Source organism: Vibrio sp. S457-15 (assembly GCF_000960545.1).
Classification (GTDB): Bacteria; Pseudomonadota; Gammaproteobacteria; order Enterobacterales; family Vibrionaceae; genus Vibrio; species Vibrio parahaemolyticus.
Map to the genome: position 1 here is coordinate 278,898 of NZ_JYOQ01000177.1, position 15,355 is coordinate 294,252.

Consider the following 15,355-nt stretch of genomic DNA (forward strand, 5'->3'; position numbering starts at 1 on the left):
TAACCACACAGAACTCATAGCTAAGGAGTGGTTATGCAGCATTTGATTTTTGTCTACGGGACGTTACGTAAGGGAGAGTACAACCATCATTATTTGAGCTCGGCTCAATTTCTTGGTTTACATGAAACGGACGCCCAATTTTCGCTCTACGATGTAGGCTCGTACCCAGCGCTGTCAGAAGGGCAGCGCTCAATCCAAGGCGAAGTTTATCTGATTGATGATGATACTTTGGTGGCGCTCGATAAGCTTGAAGACGTACCTGTCGAATATCGTAGAGAGAGCATTGCAACGCCATTTGGCCAAGCGTGGATTTACTTGTATCAAGACACGGAGCAGCTTACGGAAGAAATAGCGTCTGGCGATTGGTGTCAAAGGGTGTGAACTATACTTAAGTAACCATCGTAAGAACGTTGTCGAGATTTAAAAACGTTTCTAAACACGTTAGAAAACGACAAGTCAGAAAAGTAAGGAGTGATGATGAGAGTGTTAATAATTGGCGCGATGATGATGCTTCTGTCTGCTTGTGCGCAAACCACCTTACCAGCTTCAACCAGTGTGACAGATTGGCAAGCATTCGGGAAACAGTCTGCCTTAGATGGATTACGAGAGTTGTCACAAGAGCGGATAGCTAAGTTGGATGGCACTAACCACGCAACGCCAGAACTGATCATGGCCTACCAAAACGGTTATCAAGAAGGCAAGCAAGAGTATTGTGAGCAAAGTGCCTATATGCTGGGTGTGGTTGGACGACCGTATTTCGGAATCTGCGATGACGTTGACCCGTTCTTCCAACACGATTATGACGCTGGTCGTATGTCCTCCGCGGGAGCTCCTATCTAAGGCAGCGTTTAGGTTATAAAGCAAAAGAGCTGCACTTTGCAGCTCTTTTTGTATTCGGGGTTGGCGTTTACGCTTATTTGTTTTGCGCACGCTCGTAAGATTGTAGAATCTCTGCTTTTGCCGCTTCTACATCTGCCCAGCCATCAACTTTCACCCACTTTCCTGATTCCAACTCTTTGTAGCGCTCAAAGAAATGCGTGATTTGCGCTTTTAGCAACTCAGGAATGTCGCCCACATCTTGAATGTGTTCATACTCTTTAGAGATTTTAGAGTGCGGTACGGCAACGACTTTGGCATCTTCGCCCGATTCATCTGTCATCTTCAAAACGCCAACAGGTCGGCAGCGAATAACAGAACCAGGCATGAGTGGGTATGGCGTTGGGACAAGGACATCTACTGGATCACCATCAAGCGAAAGAGTGTTGTTCACGTAACCGTAGTTACATGGGTAAAACATTGGCGCAGACATGAAACGGTCGACAAATACAGCACCAGAGTCTTTATCTACTTCGTATTTGATAGGGTCTGCATTGGCAGGGATTTCGATAACGACGTAAATATCTTCAGGTAGCGATTTACCTGCTGGTACATGGTTTAGGCTCATTTGAATATTCCTTTTCATTGAGGATGAGTAGCCAGAAGATCGCCCTCATCTATGATTAATTCGCATTTCACTTTAGCGACAAAAACGCGGCAGGTAAACACCTGCCGCGTTGGACAAAGGTCTGAGATTATTCTTCGTCACGGTGCAGTTCAAGGAACTCTTCAACTTTGCGAACCATGTTCTTCGAACCCACAAAGAAAGGTACACGCTGGTGTAGCTCAGTCGGTTTGATGTCCATGATGCGATTCACGCCATCTGATGCAATGCCGCCCGCTTGTTCGATGAGAAATGCCATTGGGTTGCATTCGTAAAGCAGGCGAAGTTTGCCTTGTGGGTGACTTTGCGTACTTGGGTAAAGGTAGATGCCACCTTTAAGCAGGTTGCGATGGAAATCCGCCACCAAAGAACCAATGTAGCGAGAGGTGTATGGACGACCGTCTTCAGGCACATTCTCTTGGCAGTATTTGATGTACTTTTTCACACCTTGTGGGAAACGAATGTAGTTACCTTCGTTGATGGAGTAGATCTTACCATCTTCAGGAATCATCATGTTTTCATGAGACAGGCAGAAGCTGCCGATGGATGGGTCGTAAGTAAAGCCGTTTACGCCGTTACCTGTGGTGTACACCAACATAGTTGATGAACCGTAAATTACGTAACCTGCTGCAACTTGCTTATGACCTGGCTGAAGGAAATCTTCTTCTGTCGCGGGTGTGCCAATAGGCGAAACACGGCGATAAATAGAGAAGATGGTACCGACAGACACGTTTACGTCGATATTCGAAGAACCATCAAGTGGGTCCATCAATACAACATACTTTGCGTTTTGGTTAAGTTCTTTGTTGAACGCAACCGCTTCATCTTCTTCTTCACTGGCAACGCCACAAACTTGGTCACGAGCTTCAAGCGCCGCTTTAAATTTGTCGTTCGCGTACACGTCTAGCTTTTGCTGTGCTTCGCCTTGGACATTTTCCGTGCCGACAGCGCCAGTGATATCACCAAGACCTGCTGCGTTGATTTCACGGTTAACGATTTTTGCAGCTAAACGAATGGATGCTAAAAGAGATGAGAGATCACCGCTAGCGTGGGGGAAATCCGCTTGTTTTTCAACAATGAATTCGCCTAGGGTGCGCATTCCTGACATGGTTAATCCTTACATTTACATTTCATTGGGGGTGTTGCGCTACGGGCATCTCTTTATGGATGTTAAACGTTTGCGCTAGATGTAATTTTAAGTCGTGGATCTTTTTAATGGTAATGAAGTAACTGTCTGAGATCTCAATTTATTTGTCTGCTCAAATCAGGGATTCATTCGCAGGTCAGAGCGCTGTACAGTCTCTGTTCAACCTTGTCATATTTGTGAAAGGGACTGCAAGAAGAAGGCTAAAGTCACTCGCTTTTCTGGTCGTTATCGCGATAATGAAGGCATCAAAGAACGCATTACAAGGTTTAGTTTATGCACATTCATATCTTGGGTATCTGTGGCACGTTTATGGGCGGCGCAGCAATTTTAGCGCGTCAATTAGGGCATAAAGTGACGGGTTCTGATGCCAATGTTTACCCACCGATGAGCACATTGCTAGAGTCTCAAGGTATTGAAATTATTGAAGGCTTCGACCCATCTCAACTCGATCCTCAACCTGACCTTGTGGTGATTGGTAACGCGATGAGCCGTGGCAATCCGTGTGTTGAGCATGTACTTAATAGCAACATGCGTTACACCTCAGGACCACAATGGCTGAACGAATTTTTACTGCATGACCGTTGGGTGTTGGCTGTTTCCGGTACACACGGCAAAACGACCACTTCGAGCATGCTGGCGTGGATACTCGAAGACTGTGGTTACCAACCTGGTTTCCTCGTTGGTGGCGTGTTGGGTAACTTCGGTGTGTCGGCTCGTTTGGGCGAAAGCATGTTTTTTGTTGTTGAAGCGGACGAATATGACAGTGCTTTTTTCGATAAGCGTTCTAAGTTTGTGCATTACCATCCTCGCACTTTAATCATGAACAACCTTGAGTTCGATCATGCTGATATTTTCGATGATCTAGAAGCGATCAAGCGCCAATTCCATCATTTAGTGCGAACGGTACCGGGCAATGGTTTGATCTTAGCTCCGAAGCAGGATCAAGCTTTGGCGGATGTATTAGAGCGTGGCTGCTGGACGGAAAAACAGTTCTCTGGTGAGGATGGTGACTGGCAAGCGCACAAATTAGTGCTTGATGGCTCAAAATTTGAAGTTGCTTTGCAAGGCGAGAAGGTCGGTACCGTCGAATGGGATTTGGTGGGTGACCACAATGTGGATAATGCACTGATGGCGATCGCTGCCGCACGACACGTTGGCGTAACGCCAGAACTTGCTTGTCAGGCGTTGGGGCGTTTTATCAACACTAAGCGTCGTTTAGAGCTCAAAGGTGAAGAACAAGGCATCACGGTTTACGATGATTTCGCGCATCACCCTACGGCAATTGAACTGACACTGGGCGGTTTGCGTAACAAAGTGGGTGAAAAACGTATCCTTGCTGTATTGGAGCCTCGCTCTGCCACCATGAAGCGTGGTGTTCATAAGAATACACTCGCGGATTCGCTACACAGCGCAGATGAAGTGTTCTTATTCCAGCCAGACAATATCGAATGGTCGGTGCAAGACATTGCTGATCAATGCAAGCAGCCAGCGTTTGTCGATGCCGATATAGATAACTTTGTGGCTAAAATTGTCGAACGTGCTCAGCCTGGAGACCAAATTCTGGTAATGAGTAACGGTGGCTTTGGTGGTATTCACGGAAAACTTCTTGAGCAGTTAAAACTAAAAGCCTGATTGATATGCACAACAAAATACAACCCTCTCAGAAAAAAGCCATCACGTTGGCATTAACGGGTGCCTCTGGTGCTCCTTATGGCCTTCGTCTTTTAGAATGTTTGGTCGCGGCGGATTATCATGTCTACGTTCTGATTTCTTCGGCGGCTCGCGTTGTGATGGCAACCGAACACAACCTTAAGCTGCCAAGTGGGCCAGACGCCGCAAAGCAAGCGCTGGTGGAACATCTCAACTGTGATCCAAATAACATCACTGTTTGTGGTAAAGATGACTGGTTCTCACCGGTAGCGTCTGGCTCAGCGGCACCAAAGCAAATGGTGGTTTGCCCATGTTCAGCAGGAAGTGTTGCGGCGATCGCGCATGGTATGTCGGACAACTTGATCGAACGGGCGGCTGATGTGGTAATGAAAGAACGCGGGCAACTGTTGCTCGTGGTTCGTGAAACGCCATTTTCAACGCTACATCTGGAGAACATGCACAAGCTATCGCAAATGGGCGTCACCATCATGCCAGCGGCTCCGGGCTTCTACCATCAGCCAAAGAGCATTGAAGACTTAGTGGATTTTATGGTGGCGAGAATTCTCGACCACTTAGGTATTGAGCAAGGTTTAGTGCCTCGTTGGGGCTATGACCAGCGCTCGTGAGCTGATTGTGTAACCACTCAAATACCTTTACAATCCATCCAACTCATCGGGGAGCAAACCCATTTTGCATTGAGTCAATCAATGCATTTGGGCGCTGAGACCTAAGTGCTTACTAGGGACCCGTATTACCTGAACCAGATAATGCTGGCGTAGGAATTGAGTCTGGATATTGGAAATCCTTAATAGCCGCCTCAAACCCTGTGCCGCTCAACTTATTTCTCTGAAATACTCATGGAGAGCGAGCAGTGAAAACCACTCTAAATCTGATTGCCCTAGCTGCAATCACTTCTACTTCAGCGTTTGCCGCTGAAAACACATTAACTATCTATACCTACGACTCTTTTGCTGCAGATTGGGGGCCGGGTCCTAAAATCGAGCAAGCTTTTGAAGCAAAATGTGGCTGTGACGTTAACTTCGTAGCGTTGGACGATGGTGTGTCGATCCTGAATCGTCTTCGTCTTGAAGGCGGTAATAGCAAAGCCGACATCGTGTTAGGTTTGGATAACAACCTGATGGCTGAAGCGAAGAAAACCGGTCTGCTTACCGAACACAATGTGGATACGGCCAACACAGTGTTACCAGACGGTTGGAGCGATACGACGTTTGTACCGTACGATTACGGCTACTTCGCGTTTGTGTACAACAAAGAGAAACTGGCTAATCCGCCGAAAAGCATGAAAGAGCTGGTGGAAACGCGCGACGATTTGAAAGTGATTTATCAAGATCCGCGTACGTCAACGCCAGGCCAAGGCTTGATGCTGTGGATGAAATCCATTTATGGCGACGATGTGACGCAAGCGTGGCAGAAGCTAGCAAGCAAAACCGTAACGGTCACGAAAGGTTGGTCAGAAGCGTATTCCATGTTCCTTAACGGCGAGTCGGACTTGGTACTTTCTTACACCACGTCACCTGCGTACCACTTAATTGCGGAAAACGATTCAAAGTTTGCGACGGCGAATTTTGCTGAAGGCCACTACATGCAAGTTGAAGTAGCTGCCAAAGTGAAAGGGTCAAAAAATTCAGAACTTGCTGATCAGTTTATGAATTTCATTTTAAGTGATGAGTTCCAATCAGCGATGCCAACGGGCAATTGGATGTACCCAGTTACTGACGTTGAGTTACCTAAAGGTTTTGAAACCTTGAGCGTTCCAAGCAAGTCGTTGAGCTTTAGTGCTGATGAAGTGGCAAAAATGCGTAAGTCTTGGATTCGCGAATGGCAAAGTGCACTGACGTTTTAGCTGACGTTTCCACCCTCATCTGAATGAGATAGGTTTTACCTTTGAATTCTGTTCCAAAAATAGGTTTAGGGGTCGCGATGATCATCGCGACCTTTGTTATTTCTGCCCTAGGTGCTTTGATTGTTCAAGCCCCTTCACTTGATGTGTCTGTGGTATGGGACGACCCGTATTATCAACATGTCACCAAGTTCAGCTTTTACCAAGCTTTTCTTTCCACATTGCTCAGTGTTGGTTTTGCCATTCCAGTTGCGCACGCGCTTTCGCGTCGCCAATTTTTGGGTAAATCATTACTGCTTAAGCTATTTGCATCGACACTGGTTTTGCCGGTTTTGGTTGGTGTTTTTGGGCTATTAGCGATTTATGGCAATAGCGGTTTGTTAGCGCAATGGCTGCAAGGTTTCGACACCAAACTTCCATTTTCTATTTATGGTTTGAATGGCATCTTACTTGCCCATGTGTTCTTTAATTTACCTTACGCGGCACGCTTGCTGCTGCAAGCCTTGGAGTCTATCCCTGCTGAGCAACACAAGCTGTGTGCGCATCTTGGTATGAGCCATTGGGATAAGTTTCGCTGGGTGGAATGGCCGCGTTTAAGGCAGCAACTTCCTCACGTTTGTGGCTTGGTATTTATGTTGTGCTTCACCAGTTTTGCCACTGTGATGGCGCTGGGTGGCGGGCCAAAATCCACCACTATTGAGCTAGCCATCTATCAAGCGATTAAGTTTGATTTTGATTTGCAAGCTGGTGCGTTATTGGCGCTGTGGCAGATGCTGTTGTGTGGACTACTTGCGATTGGAGTACAGAAGTTAACAAAGCCTGTTGCTATCAGTGCTGGCAGCACATCGGTACAGCAATTTTTAACGAAGGATCATGGGTGGTCAAAAGCTTGGGATAGCTTTTGGATCATAGGTGCCTTTTTACTGGTGATACCGCCGTTACTGATGGTGTTACTGAGTGGTATCAACCAACAAGTTTGGACGGTGTTAACCGATGAACGTTTTTGGTCTGCGTTATCTAACTCGCTCAAAGTTGCAGGGTTAGCCAGTGCGCTTGCGGTCGCTGCGGGAGTGTCTATATTGTTGACCAGTCGCCGTTGGCGTTTGCAGTATAAAAACACGCGAGCTGATCAGATAGAGTTAATCGGTACCATTATTCTAGTGACGCCGGGGCTGGTGATTAGCACTGGCCTATTCTTACTACTGCGATCATTTACCGATGTTTTTAGCTTGGCGTTTTTTGTCGTGATTTTGGTGAATGGTTTGATGGCTTTGCCTTACGTGATCAAAACGCTAGCGCAACCGATGCTGCACATTGAGCAACAGTATCAGTATGTCTGTGCCAGCTTAGGCATGCGTGGCTGGCAACGATTTAAAGTGGTGGAGTGGCAGGCGCTGCGCAAGCCGTTTGCACATGCGTTTGCGATCAGCTTTATGTTTGCAATAGGGGATTTAAGCGCGATAGCGCTGTTTGGTGGACAAGAATTTCGTACCTTACCTCTGTATTTGTTCCAGTTGCTTGGCAGTTATCAGATGGACGCCGCTGCAGTGGTGTCCGTGACGTTATTGTTGTTGAGTGTGGGCTGTTTTGCCTTGATTGAGAAAGTATTGAAAACGAAGGAGAAAGCATAATGCTAGTGTTGGATGATGTGCAGTACACCTACCAACGTGAACTGTTTCGTTTTGAGTTGAGCATTGGACGTGGTCAGATTGTATCGCTGATGGGACCAAGTGGGGCTGGAAAATCGACGTTGCTGGCGTTGGTGGCTGGGTTTATCCATCCTGACCAAGGTGACATTCGGGTTGATCGTGAGTCGATTGTGCACAAAGAGCCTTATCAGCGTCCTTTCTCCATGCTGTTCCAAGAGCATAACTTGTTTTCTCACTTGTCGGTGCGTGACAACATTGGCTTAGGTTTACACCCAGGGCTAAAGCTTACGGTAGACCAAAAACGTCAGGTTGAACAAGCGGCGCAGCAAGTTGGCGTTGCAGAGTACCTCGACCGTTTGCCTGAGCACCTTTCTGGAGGGCAGCGTCAACGTGTTGCCTTGGCGCGTTGTTTTGTTCAGCCTCATCCCATGTGGCTGTTGGATGAGCCTTTCTCGGCACTTGATCCGGTGTTGCGTGAAGAGATGCTGAGCTTGGTAAAAAAACTGGCTGCGGAGCGGGGAATTACCGTGTTGATGGTTACGCATCATCTTAGTGATGCCAAAGCGATTGCGAGTCACTTTGTCTTTGTTGCTAACGGAAAAGTAGAAGCGGTGGGTGAGATTGATGCCCTGACTGCCGAACATCCCAGCAAGACCTTACAGGCCTTCGTTTGCGCCGCCGGATAATGATGAGAGATACAAAAAAGGTTGATGCGAGCATCAACCTTTTTTCTTTTCTTGAGTGGTCGTAAGCTTAACCTTGCGGCTTCACTACCATCACGTTGATTGGAGAATACTCCACAACTTTACTTGCAACCGAACCAAGCATCACTTTGTTAATTTTCGAACGCTTGTGACTTGGCATGATAATAAGGTCTGCGCCCAAACGTTCGGCGTAATCAAGAATTGTTGCGTAAGCTTTGCCTTCGGCAACGTGCACTTTGTAAATCACTTCATCATCAATGTGCTCGCTGGCAAATGCTTTTAGCTGCTGCTTCACATCTTGCTTCATTTTCGCCGCTGCGTCTTTTGGGAAGTAAGTTGCGACCATCGACATGTGAATACCTGGCAAAACAGTGAGCAGGTGGATTTCTGCGTTTGCTTGTTTTGCTTGCCACACCGCCAGTTCAACCGCTCGGTCTGAGAAGCCTTGGTCATTTAGATCAACCGGAACAAGAATTTGTTTATACATTCAATGTCTCTCACTAAGGCCCCAGATGCGGGGCCAAATCGGTTATGCGCTCAGTTGTTCCTTGCGAGCACGACGTTTTTGGTTCATGGCAAGTACCAGCAGAAGAATCAAGCAAGGTACAAATACCCATTCTTTCATTGGACGATCTGCGTCTTGAACGACCCATTTGATTTCCCAATCAAAGTCGATACCAGATGACTCCGCAGGGCTACCAAATTCAACCATGTCGACGACCATTTTGCCGTCGTTCTCAGTCAGCATCAGACCCATTGAAGAGATACGCTCTTCAGCCGTCGTTGCTCTGTCTTCGAATGGCAGACGTACCGTTTTCTCGACGTATTCGCCTTCGAGGTTTTGTCCGGCAACACGTAACTCAATGGATTCTCCTACATTTAGGTTTTCCGTGATTTGAGCTATCTCAACCCCAGGAGAAAGAACTTTCGCTGGGTATAACATGTCCCACCAAAAACCAGGTCGGAAGAATGAGAAAGTTAATACTAATAATAGGACGGTTTCCCACCACTTGTTACGAGTCAGCCACCATCCCTGCGTAGCGGCAGAGAAGATCAGCATCGCAATGATGGAAGAGATTACCGTGAGTGCTAAATGCCACCAAGAATCGATACCCATCAACAATAATTGGGTATTGAAAACAAACATGAATGGCAGAATGGCGGTTCGAATATCGTAGGTAAAGCCTTGGATACCGGTACGAATTGGATCGGACTTCGCGATTGCTGCAGCGGCAAAGGCAGCCAGACCGACCGGTGGTGTATCATCGGCAAGAATACCGAAATAGAACACGAACAAGTGCACCGCAATCAGTGGAATGATAAGACCGTGCGCTGCGCCGAGCGTTACGATAACTGGCGCCATTAGCGTTGATACTACAATGTAGTTTGCTGTGGTAGGCAGGCCCATACCGAGAATCAGACTGATAACCGCAGTAAACAGCAGCATTAGGATGACACTACCGCCAGAGATAAACTCAACAAAGTCCGTCATCACCAAGCCGATACCAGTTAGTGTCACAACGCCAACAACCGTACCTGCCGCCGCTGTTGCGACACCGATACCGATCATGTTGCGAGCACCAGCCACCAAGCTTTCAGCGAGATCGACAAAACCCTCTTTGGTTTGCTGTACTAGGTCGCCTTCTTTCGCAAGTAACGCCATCAGAGGGCGTTGTGTTAGCAAAATGAAGACCATAAAGACGGTTGCCCAAAACGCTGATAAGCCAGGTGAGAAGCGCTCTACTGTTAAACACCAAACCAGTACCACGATAGGTAGCAGGTAGTGTAAGCCAGACTTCACTGTAGGACCCGGATCTGGCACTTCAGTCAGCTCCGCATCAATCTCAATTGCGCCATCTTTCATGTGGTTCGCAGAAATTTTTACGAGACCGACGTAGGCGATGAGTAGCGCGATCGTTACTATCGTAGTCGCTGCGTCGCCAAAGACATCTTTCGTCCAACCTACACCGTAGTACACCAAAGCGCTGATTACACAAAGACCTAAAATGGTAGCCGTGAATGAAAGTAGGCTTTGCAGTAACGTTGGATTATGACGACGAGGTAAGCCAGTCATGCCCGCTTTGCATGCTTCAAGGTGAACGATGTAAATCAACGCAATGTAGGAAATCAGCGCTGGAAGTAATGCCGCTTTGATAACCTCTACGTAAGAAATCCCAACGTATTCCACCATCAAAAACGCTGCCGCACCCATGATTGGCGGGGTGAGCTGACCATTGGTTGACGCTGCCACTTCAACTGCACCCGCTTTTGTGCCCGGGAAGCCGACTCGTTTCATCAATGGAATGGTAAAAGTACCCGTGGTTACGACGTTTGCGATCGATGATCCTGAAACCAGACCCGATAGACCAGATGCGACAACCGCGGCTTTAGCTGGGCCGCCTTTCATATGACCAAGTAGAGAAAATGCGACTTTAATGAAGTAAGCACCTGCACCCGCACGCTCTAGCATCGCGCCAAACAGTACAAACAAGAATACGAAAGAAGTGGATACACCTAACGCAACACCAAATACCCCTTCGGTGGTTAGCCACAGATGCGACATCGCTTTACCTAAGCTTGCGCCTTTGTGGGCTATGACATCTGGCATGTATGGGCCAGCAAATGTGTAAGTCAGGAACACGGCGGCCACAACCATTAACGGAGGCCCTAATGCACGACGAGTCGCTTCAAGTAGCAATATCATGCCAACGACCGCAACCACAATATCTGCAGTGGTGGGAGCGCCGGAACGTCCTGCGAGTTCGGTGTAGAAAAGGTAGATATAGGCAGCCGAAAAGCTACCCGCTAACGCGAGAATCCAATCCACAAGAGGAATGTGATCACGCGGAGAGTTCTTCATTGCTGGATAAGCAGTGAAGGCCAAAAATATCGCGAAAGTGAGGTGAATCGCTCGCGCTTCAGTGTCATTCAGCACGCCAAAATTGAAAATAAATGGTAGCGGGGAGGCGTACCATAATTGAAATAGTGACCAACACAGAGGGACTAACCAAAGGATTCGTCCTTGCACTCCCGAAGGGTTACGTGCGCCCGTGTCTGCTTGAGCCACCATTTCTTGCACATCTTGAGACGGAGTCTTATTCGTCGCCATGTACTTTTTCCTTATTATTGATGGTCCTGTCCGTTCTTCTATCGAGAACCACACTTCGCCTTTATCAGTGTAGTGAATGGAGCGAAGTTTGCTTTCGAGTATTCCGCTGCCGAATCACAAAGCAAGAGTACCGAGTGCTTTGTTGGCGGCGTTAAAGTGTTTTCTTGGGTATTGAGTGCGCAGTTCTAAGAAAAACTGGCAAATGAACAAAGCATGCTGGTTCAACGTGCTACAACCAGCATACTCAATCAGGCAGAAAACCATCTTTTTCTGCCTGAGATTGAAATAAGTGAGTGCTTACTTAATTAGACCCACTTCTTTGTAGTATTTTTCTGCACCAGGGTGAAGAGGGATAGAAATACCTGCTTTCACCATGTCTTCTTTTTTCAGGTTAGCAAAAGCTGGATGCAGACGTTTGAAGGTGTCGAAGTTCTCGAACACGGCTTTAGCAACGTTGTATGCAACTTCATCAGAAACATCAGATGTTGTTACCATTGTTGCCGCAACACCAAAGCTCTTCACGTCTTTATCTGTACCACGGTACATACCAGCCGGCACTGTGCTGAATGCGTAGTACGGGTTATCTGCGACGATCTTGTCGATCTTAGGACCAGTTGCAGGCACTAGCTTCGCATCACATGATGTTGTTGCTTCTTTGATTGAACCGTTTGGATGGCCAACCATGTAGATGAACGCATCAATTTTGTTGTCACAAAGGGCTTGAGAACGCTCTGAGCCTTTTAGCTCTGAAGCAAGTTTGAAGCTGTCATTTGTCCAGCCCATTGCATCCATTACTACGCCCATTGTCGCGCGGTCACCAGAACCTGGGTTACCGATGTTGACACGCTTACCAGCTAGGTCTTGAACGTTTTCGATGCCAGAGTCAGCACGTGCGATGATGTTGAAAGGTTCAGTATGAAGAGAGAACATTGCACGCAGTTTTTTGTACGGGCCTTGTTCCGCAAACTTGCTCGTACCGTTGTAGCCGTGGTACTGCCAATCCGATTGCACGATACCAAAATCTAATTCGCCTGCACGGATAGTGTTAACGTTGTAAATTGAGCCACCAGTTGATTCTACTGAACAACGGATGTTGTGGTCTTTACGACCTTTATTTACCAACTTACAGATAGCACCACCAGTAGGGTAGTAAACACCAGTTACAGAGCCAGTACCGATAGTAATAAACTCTTGAGCGTTAACTGCGCCTGCGCCCATTACAGCTGCAGCGATAGCGCCTACTTTGAGAAGTTTGTTAAATGCCATGAATTTCCCTTCCTTATATTCATTATTTACCCGGAAATAACCATAAATCACTTCTGGAGTTTCCTATTTGGAAACGGCATCTTTTCCAATCCAATTGTTTGAAAAAGCGAGCAAATCATAACAAAAAATTGGCAGAAAATTATCCGAATGTTAAATGTTATAGCGAATAAGTCTAAAGCTTGCGACAGGGTATGGTGATTGATCTTTGATTTAATTCTTTTTATAACAGTTAGTTAGGTGTGAATAAGGCAAGATGGTGAAAAAGATCAATTGCGTGATATTAATCACAAAAGTGGTGAGTGAAAAGTAGTCGCATGAAGCAATTTGTTTACATAAATAATGGGCTACAAAATAGTACTTCTTTCATAGCCCACAAAGAGTTACTTAAACCAATGTTCGTCGGTCTCAGCCTGTGTACTCGAATAGCTCACATACAGACTTGAACAATTGTTCAGTTGATACTGGCATTGTAGGGGTAATAAAAATGGTATCGTCACCCGCTACTACGCCAAGAATACCCTCGGATTTACCTAACGAGTCGAGTAGGCGAGCAATAAGCTGTGCTGCGCCAGGACCTGTGTGAATGACAACCAATGCCGCATTGTGATCGATGTCTAAAACCAGTTCACGTAGAGAGCTGCTTACTGTTGGTACGCCCAGCTCAGCCGGTAGGCAGTACACCATTTCCATTTTTGCGTTACGAGTACGAACAGCACCAAACTTGGTCAGCATACGTGAAACTTTAGATTGGTTAATGCTTTCAAAGCCTTGCTGCTTGAGTGCGTCAACAATTTCACCCTGTGAGCCAAAGCTCTCTTCTTTTAGCAGGGCTTTAAAGGCGCGGACTAGGTTATCTTGTTTCTCTGAATTGCGCATAGTCATTATGATTCTCTTAGTACGTGTCAGCAATTTTGCATATTCTCGCATATATATTCATGCAGTGCCAAAAAGTCCCGGCATTCTGTTAGTTGCATCACTGTAAACCATAAACAGAACAGGATTCTTTAAGATTATTCAACCAGTCTCGTTTTGTCCTATTGAATTTCTTGTCATTTCAACAGAATAAAAGAATAATCCAACCTTCATTTGTAGCACGACAACAGCGAGTTGCGCGAGGTCGCAAAGCTGGCGTTAATTGATTGTAATCAAGTTGTGATTCCGATAGCTTATTTCAGTTGGTTACAAACTACCCTACGAATACGTTTATAAGAGAAATACTCTCAAGGAGAACTACATGAAAGTAGCCGTTATTGGTGCCGCTGGTGGCATCGGTCAAGCCCTTGCCCTTCTGCTTAAGAACCGTCTTCCTGCTGGTTCTGATTTAGCCCTATACGATATTGCTCCAGTTACGCCTGGCGTAGCAGCAGATCTTAGCCACATCCCTACACCAGTATCGATCAAAGGTTACGCTGGTGAAGATCCAACTCCTGCGCTAGAAGGTGCAGATGTAGTTCTTATCTCTGCGGGTGTTGCTCGTAAGCCGGGCATGGATCGTGCGGATCTGTTCAATGTAAACGCTGGTATTGTGAAATCACTCGCTGAAAAGATTGCGGTTGTTTGTCCTAAAGCATGTGTAGGTATCATCACTAACCCAGTGAACACAACAGTGCCAATCGCTGCTGAAGTTCTGAAGAAAGCGGGCGTTTACGACAAGCGTCGCCTATTCGGTATTACCACACTAGACGTGATCCGTTCAGAAACGTTTGTTGCTGAGCTAAAAGGCAAAGATCCTAGCGATATCCGTGTACCAGTTATCGGTGGTCACTCTGGCGTGACAATTCTTCCTCTTCTTTCTCAAGTAGAAGGTGTGGAGTTTACAGCTGAAGAAGTAGAAGCTCTGACTAAGCGTATTCAAAACGCAGGCACAGAAGTTGTTGAAGCAAAAGCGGGTGGCGGTAGTGCGACACTTTCTATGGGCCAAGCGGCTTGTCGTTTCGGTCTAGCACTTGTAAGAGCTCTTCAAGGTGAAGAAGGCGTTGTTGAGTGTGCTTACGTTGAAGGTGACAGCGAGCACGCACCTTACTTTGCACAACCTGTGAAGCTGGGCAAAGAAGGCGTAGAAGAAGTACTAAGCTACGGCGAATTGAGCGACTTCGAAAAAGCGGCACTAGATGGAATGCTAGAAACGCTAAATGGCGACATCAACATTGGTGTTGAATTCGCTAAATAATCTCTATAACGCGAATTAAGAAGAAAGCCGAGCTTAGGATCGGCTTTTTTGATCTTTTTGCTCTGAATTACGTATCACAAGCGAACCAAAACAACATTGTTAAGGAGAAGATGATGGAAGCAAGTCGAATCCGAAAAGGCATGGTTGTTGAGTGCCAAGAAGGCGTCGGTACGATTTTGGTTGTCGACCGTGAAGCAGAGACCGTTTTGTTATCCAAGCAAGGCTCAGATCAACAGATAGCAGTGAGTTTTGATGAGATAGAGGACGATCCACAGCTGCACGGTGGAAGCGAACGATACTATTAGTCAGAGTCGTTGAA

15 protein-coding genes and 1 riboswitch are annotated in these 15,355 nt (G+C 46.6%); of the genes, 9 read left to right on the top strand and 6 right to left on the bottom strand.

Features of this window, described 5'->3' with window-relative positions; translation table 11 throughout:
* The first annotated feature begins 33 nt into the window (after positions 1–33).
* Together UF05_RS20990 and UF05_RS20995 are read left to right on the top strand one after the other, a co-directional pair.
* Complete coding sequence (locus tag UF05_RS20990) at positions 34–381, top strand: gamma-glutamylcyclotransferase family protein (RefSeq protein WP_005454676.1); 348 nt, start codon at positions 34–36, stop codon at positions 379–381.
* A 96-nt stretch (positions 382–477) separates the two neighbouring features.
* Positions 478–840 carry a DUF2799 domain-containing protein gene (locus UF05_RS20995; protein ID WP_005479645.1) on the top strand — a complete coding sequence of 121 codons (363 nt, stop codon included), beginning with the start codon at positions 478–480 and terminating at the stop codon, positions 838–840.
* A gap of 73 nt (positions 841–913) precedes the next feature.
* Here the strand turns inward: UF05_RS20995 and ppa are convergent, their stop codons facing one another.
* A complete protein-coding gene (ppa, locus tag UF05_RS21000) occupies positions 914–1,444 on the bottom strand; it encodes an inorganic diphosphatase (RefSeq protein ID WP_005454643.1) in 531 nt (176 codons plus the stop codon).
* Between the two features lie 127 nt (positions 1,445–1,571).
* Positions 1,572–2,588: a class 1 fructose-bisphosphatase gene (gene fbp / locus UF05_RS21005; RefSeq protein WP_005454699.1), complete on the bottom strand. Its 1,017-nt coding sequence runs from the start codon at positions 2,586–2,588 to the stop codon at positions 1,572–1,574.
* Positions 2,589–2,900: 312 nt separating this feature from the next.
* Here fbp and mpl point away from each other — a divergent pair, with 312 nt between their 5' ends.
* The 5 genes from mpl to thiQ all read left to right on the top strand — a co-directional run bounded on the left by mpl (position 2,901) and on the right by thiQ (position 8,473).
* Positions 2,901–4,259, top strand: a complete 1,359-nt coding sequence (gene mpl, locus UF05_RS21010; RefSeq protein WP_021453261.1) for a UDP-N-acetylmuramate:L-alanyl-gamma-D-glutamyl-meso-diaminopimelate ligase — start codon at positions 2,901–2,903, stop codon at positions 4,257–4,259.
* Between the two features lie 5 nt (positions 4,260–4,264).
* Entirely contained in the window at positions 4,265–4,903 is a 639-nt protein-coding gene (locus tag UF05_RS21015) for a flavin prenyltransferase UbiX (protein WP_005489583.1), read from the top strand.
* 37 nt (positions 4,904–4,940) lie between these two features.
* A riboswitch (TPP riboswitch) is annotated at positions 4,941–5,076 on the top strand.
* A gap of 72 nt (positions 5,077–5,148) precedes the next feature.
* Complete coding sequence (gene thiB, locus UF05_RS21020; protein ID WP_005485357.1) at positions 5,149–6,141, top strand: thiamine ABC transporter substrate binding subunit; 993 nt, start codon at positions 5,149–5,151, stop codon at positions 6,139–6,141.
* A gap of 41 nt (positions 6,142–6,182) precedes the next feature.
* On the top strand, positions 6,183–7,769 hold the full coding sequence (gene thiP, locus UF05_RS21025; RefSeq protein ID WP_082064079.1) for a thiamine/thiamine pyrophosphate ABC transporter permease ThiP: 1,587 nt from the start codon (positions 6,183–6,185) through the stop codon (positions 7,767–7,769).
* Positions 7,769–8,473, top strand: coding sequence for a thiamine ABC transporter ATP-binding protein (gene thiQ, locus UF05_RS21030; protein ID WP_045544834.1), 705 nt, complete (start codon positions 7,769–7,771; stop codon positions 8,471–8,473). Before thiP ends, thiQ begins: the two co-directional genes overlap by 1 nt.
* A gap of 67 nt (positions 8,474–8,540) precedes the next feature.
* Here thiQ and UF05_RS21035 read toward each other — a convergent pair whose 3' ends face one another.
* The 4 genes from UF05_RS21035 to argR form a co-directional block, all read right to left on the bottom strand.
* On the bottom strand, positions 8,541–8,978 hold the full coding sequence (locus tag UF05_RS21035; protein ID WP_005454686.1) for a universal stress protein: 438 nt from the start codon (positions 8,976–8,978) through the stop codon (positions 8,541–8,543).
* 42 nt (positions 8,979–9,020) lie between these two features.
* Complete coding sequence (locus UF05_RS21040) at positions 9,021–11,600, bottom strand: TRAP transporter permease (protein WP_021487174.1); 2,580 nt, start codon at positions 11,598–11,600, stop codon at positions 9,021–9,023.
* 297 nt (positions 11,601–11,897) lie between these two features.
* The gene (locus UF05_RS21045) at positions 11,898–12,866 is read right to left on the bottom strand and encodes a TAXI family TRAP transporter solute-binding subunit (protein ID WP_021454067.1); all 969 of its coding nucleotides are present in this window, start codon (positions 12,864–12,866) and stop codon (positions 11,898–11,900) included.
* Between the two features lie 405 nt (positions 12,867–13,271).
* On the bottom strand, positions 13,272–13,742 hold the full coding sequence (gene argR, locus UF05_RS21050; RefSeq protein WP_005430583.1) for a transcriptional regulator ArgR: 471 nt from the start codon (positions 13,740–13,742) through the stop codon (positions 13,272–13,274).
* Positions 13,743–14,100: 358 nt separating this feature from the next.
* Here argR and mdh point away from each other — a divergent pair, with 358 nt between their 5' ends.
* Positions 14,101–15,036, top strand: a complete 936-nt coding sequence (mdh, locus tag UF05_RS21055) for a malate dehydrogenase (RefSeq protein WP_005454639.1) — start codon at positions 14,101–14,103, stop codon at positions 15,034–15,036.
* Between the two features lie 113 nt (positions 15,037–15,149).
* Positions 15,150–15,341 (top strand): hypothetical protein, encoded by a 192-nt coding sequence (locus UF05_RS21060; protein WP_005479653.1) that lies wholly within the window; start codon positions 15,150–15,152, stop codon positions 15,339–15,341.
* The last annotated feature ends 14 nt before the right edge of the window (positions 15,342–15,355 follow it).

Coding starts and splice junctions, on each gene's coding strand:
- ppa (WP_005454643.1), bottom strand. CDS start 1,444: ATGAGCCTAAACCATGTACCAGCAGGTAAATCGCTACCTGAAGATATT.
- UF05_RS21015 (WP_005489583.1), top strand. CDS start 4,265: ATGCACAACAAAATACAACCCTCTCAGAAAAAAGCCATCACGTTGGCA.
- UF05_RS21040 (WP_021487174.1), bottom strand. CDS start 11,600: ATGGCGACGAATAAGACTCCGTCTCAAGATGTGCAAGAAATGGTGGCT.
- UF05_RS20990 (WP_005454676.1), top strand. CDS start 34: ATGCAGCATTTGATTTTTGTCTACGGGACGTTACGTAAGGGAGAGTAC.
- fbp (WP_005454699.1), bottom strand. CDS start 2,588: ATGTCAGGAATGCGCACCCTAGGCGAATTCATTGTTGAAAAACAAGCG.
- UF05_RS21035 (WP_005454686.1), bottom strand. CDS start 8,978: ATGTATAAACAAATTCTTGTTCCGGTTGATCTAAATGACCAAGGCTTC.
- mdh (WP_005454639.1), top strand. CDS start 14,101: ATGAAAGTAGCCGTTATTGGTGCCGCTGGTGGCATCGGTCAAGCCCTT.
- UF05_RS20995 (WP_005479645.1), top strand. CDS start 478: ATGAGAGTGTTAATAATTGGCGCGATGATGATGCTTCTGTCTGCTTGT.
- UF05_RS21060 (WP_005479653.1), top strand. CDS start 15,150: ATGGAAGCAAGTCGAATCCGAAAAGGCATGGTTGTTGAGTGCCAAGAA.
- argR (WP_005430583.1), bottom strand. CDS start 13,742: ATGCGCAATTCAGAGAAACAAGATAACCTAGTCCGCGCCTTTAAAGCC.
- UF05_RS21045 (WP_021454067.1), bottom strand. CDS start 12,866: ATGGCATTTAACAAACTTCTCAAAGTAGGCGCTATCGCTGCAGCTGTA.
- thiQ (WP_045544834.1), top strand. CDS start 7,769: ATGCTAGTGTTGGATGATGTGCAGTACACCTACCAACGTGAACTGTTT.
- mpl (WP_021453261.1), top strand. CDS start 2,901: ATGCACATTCATATCTTGGGTATCTGTGGCACGTTTATGGGCGGCGCA.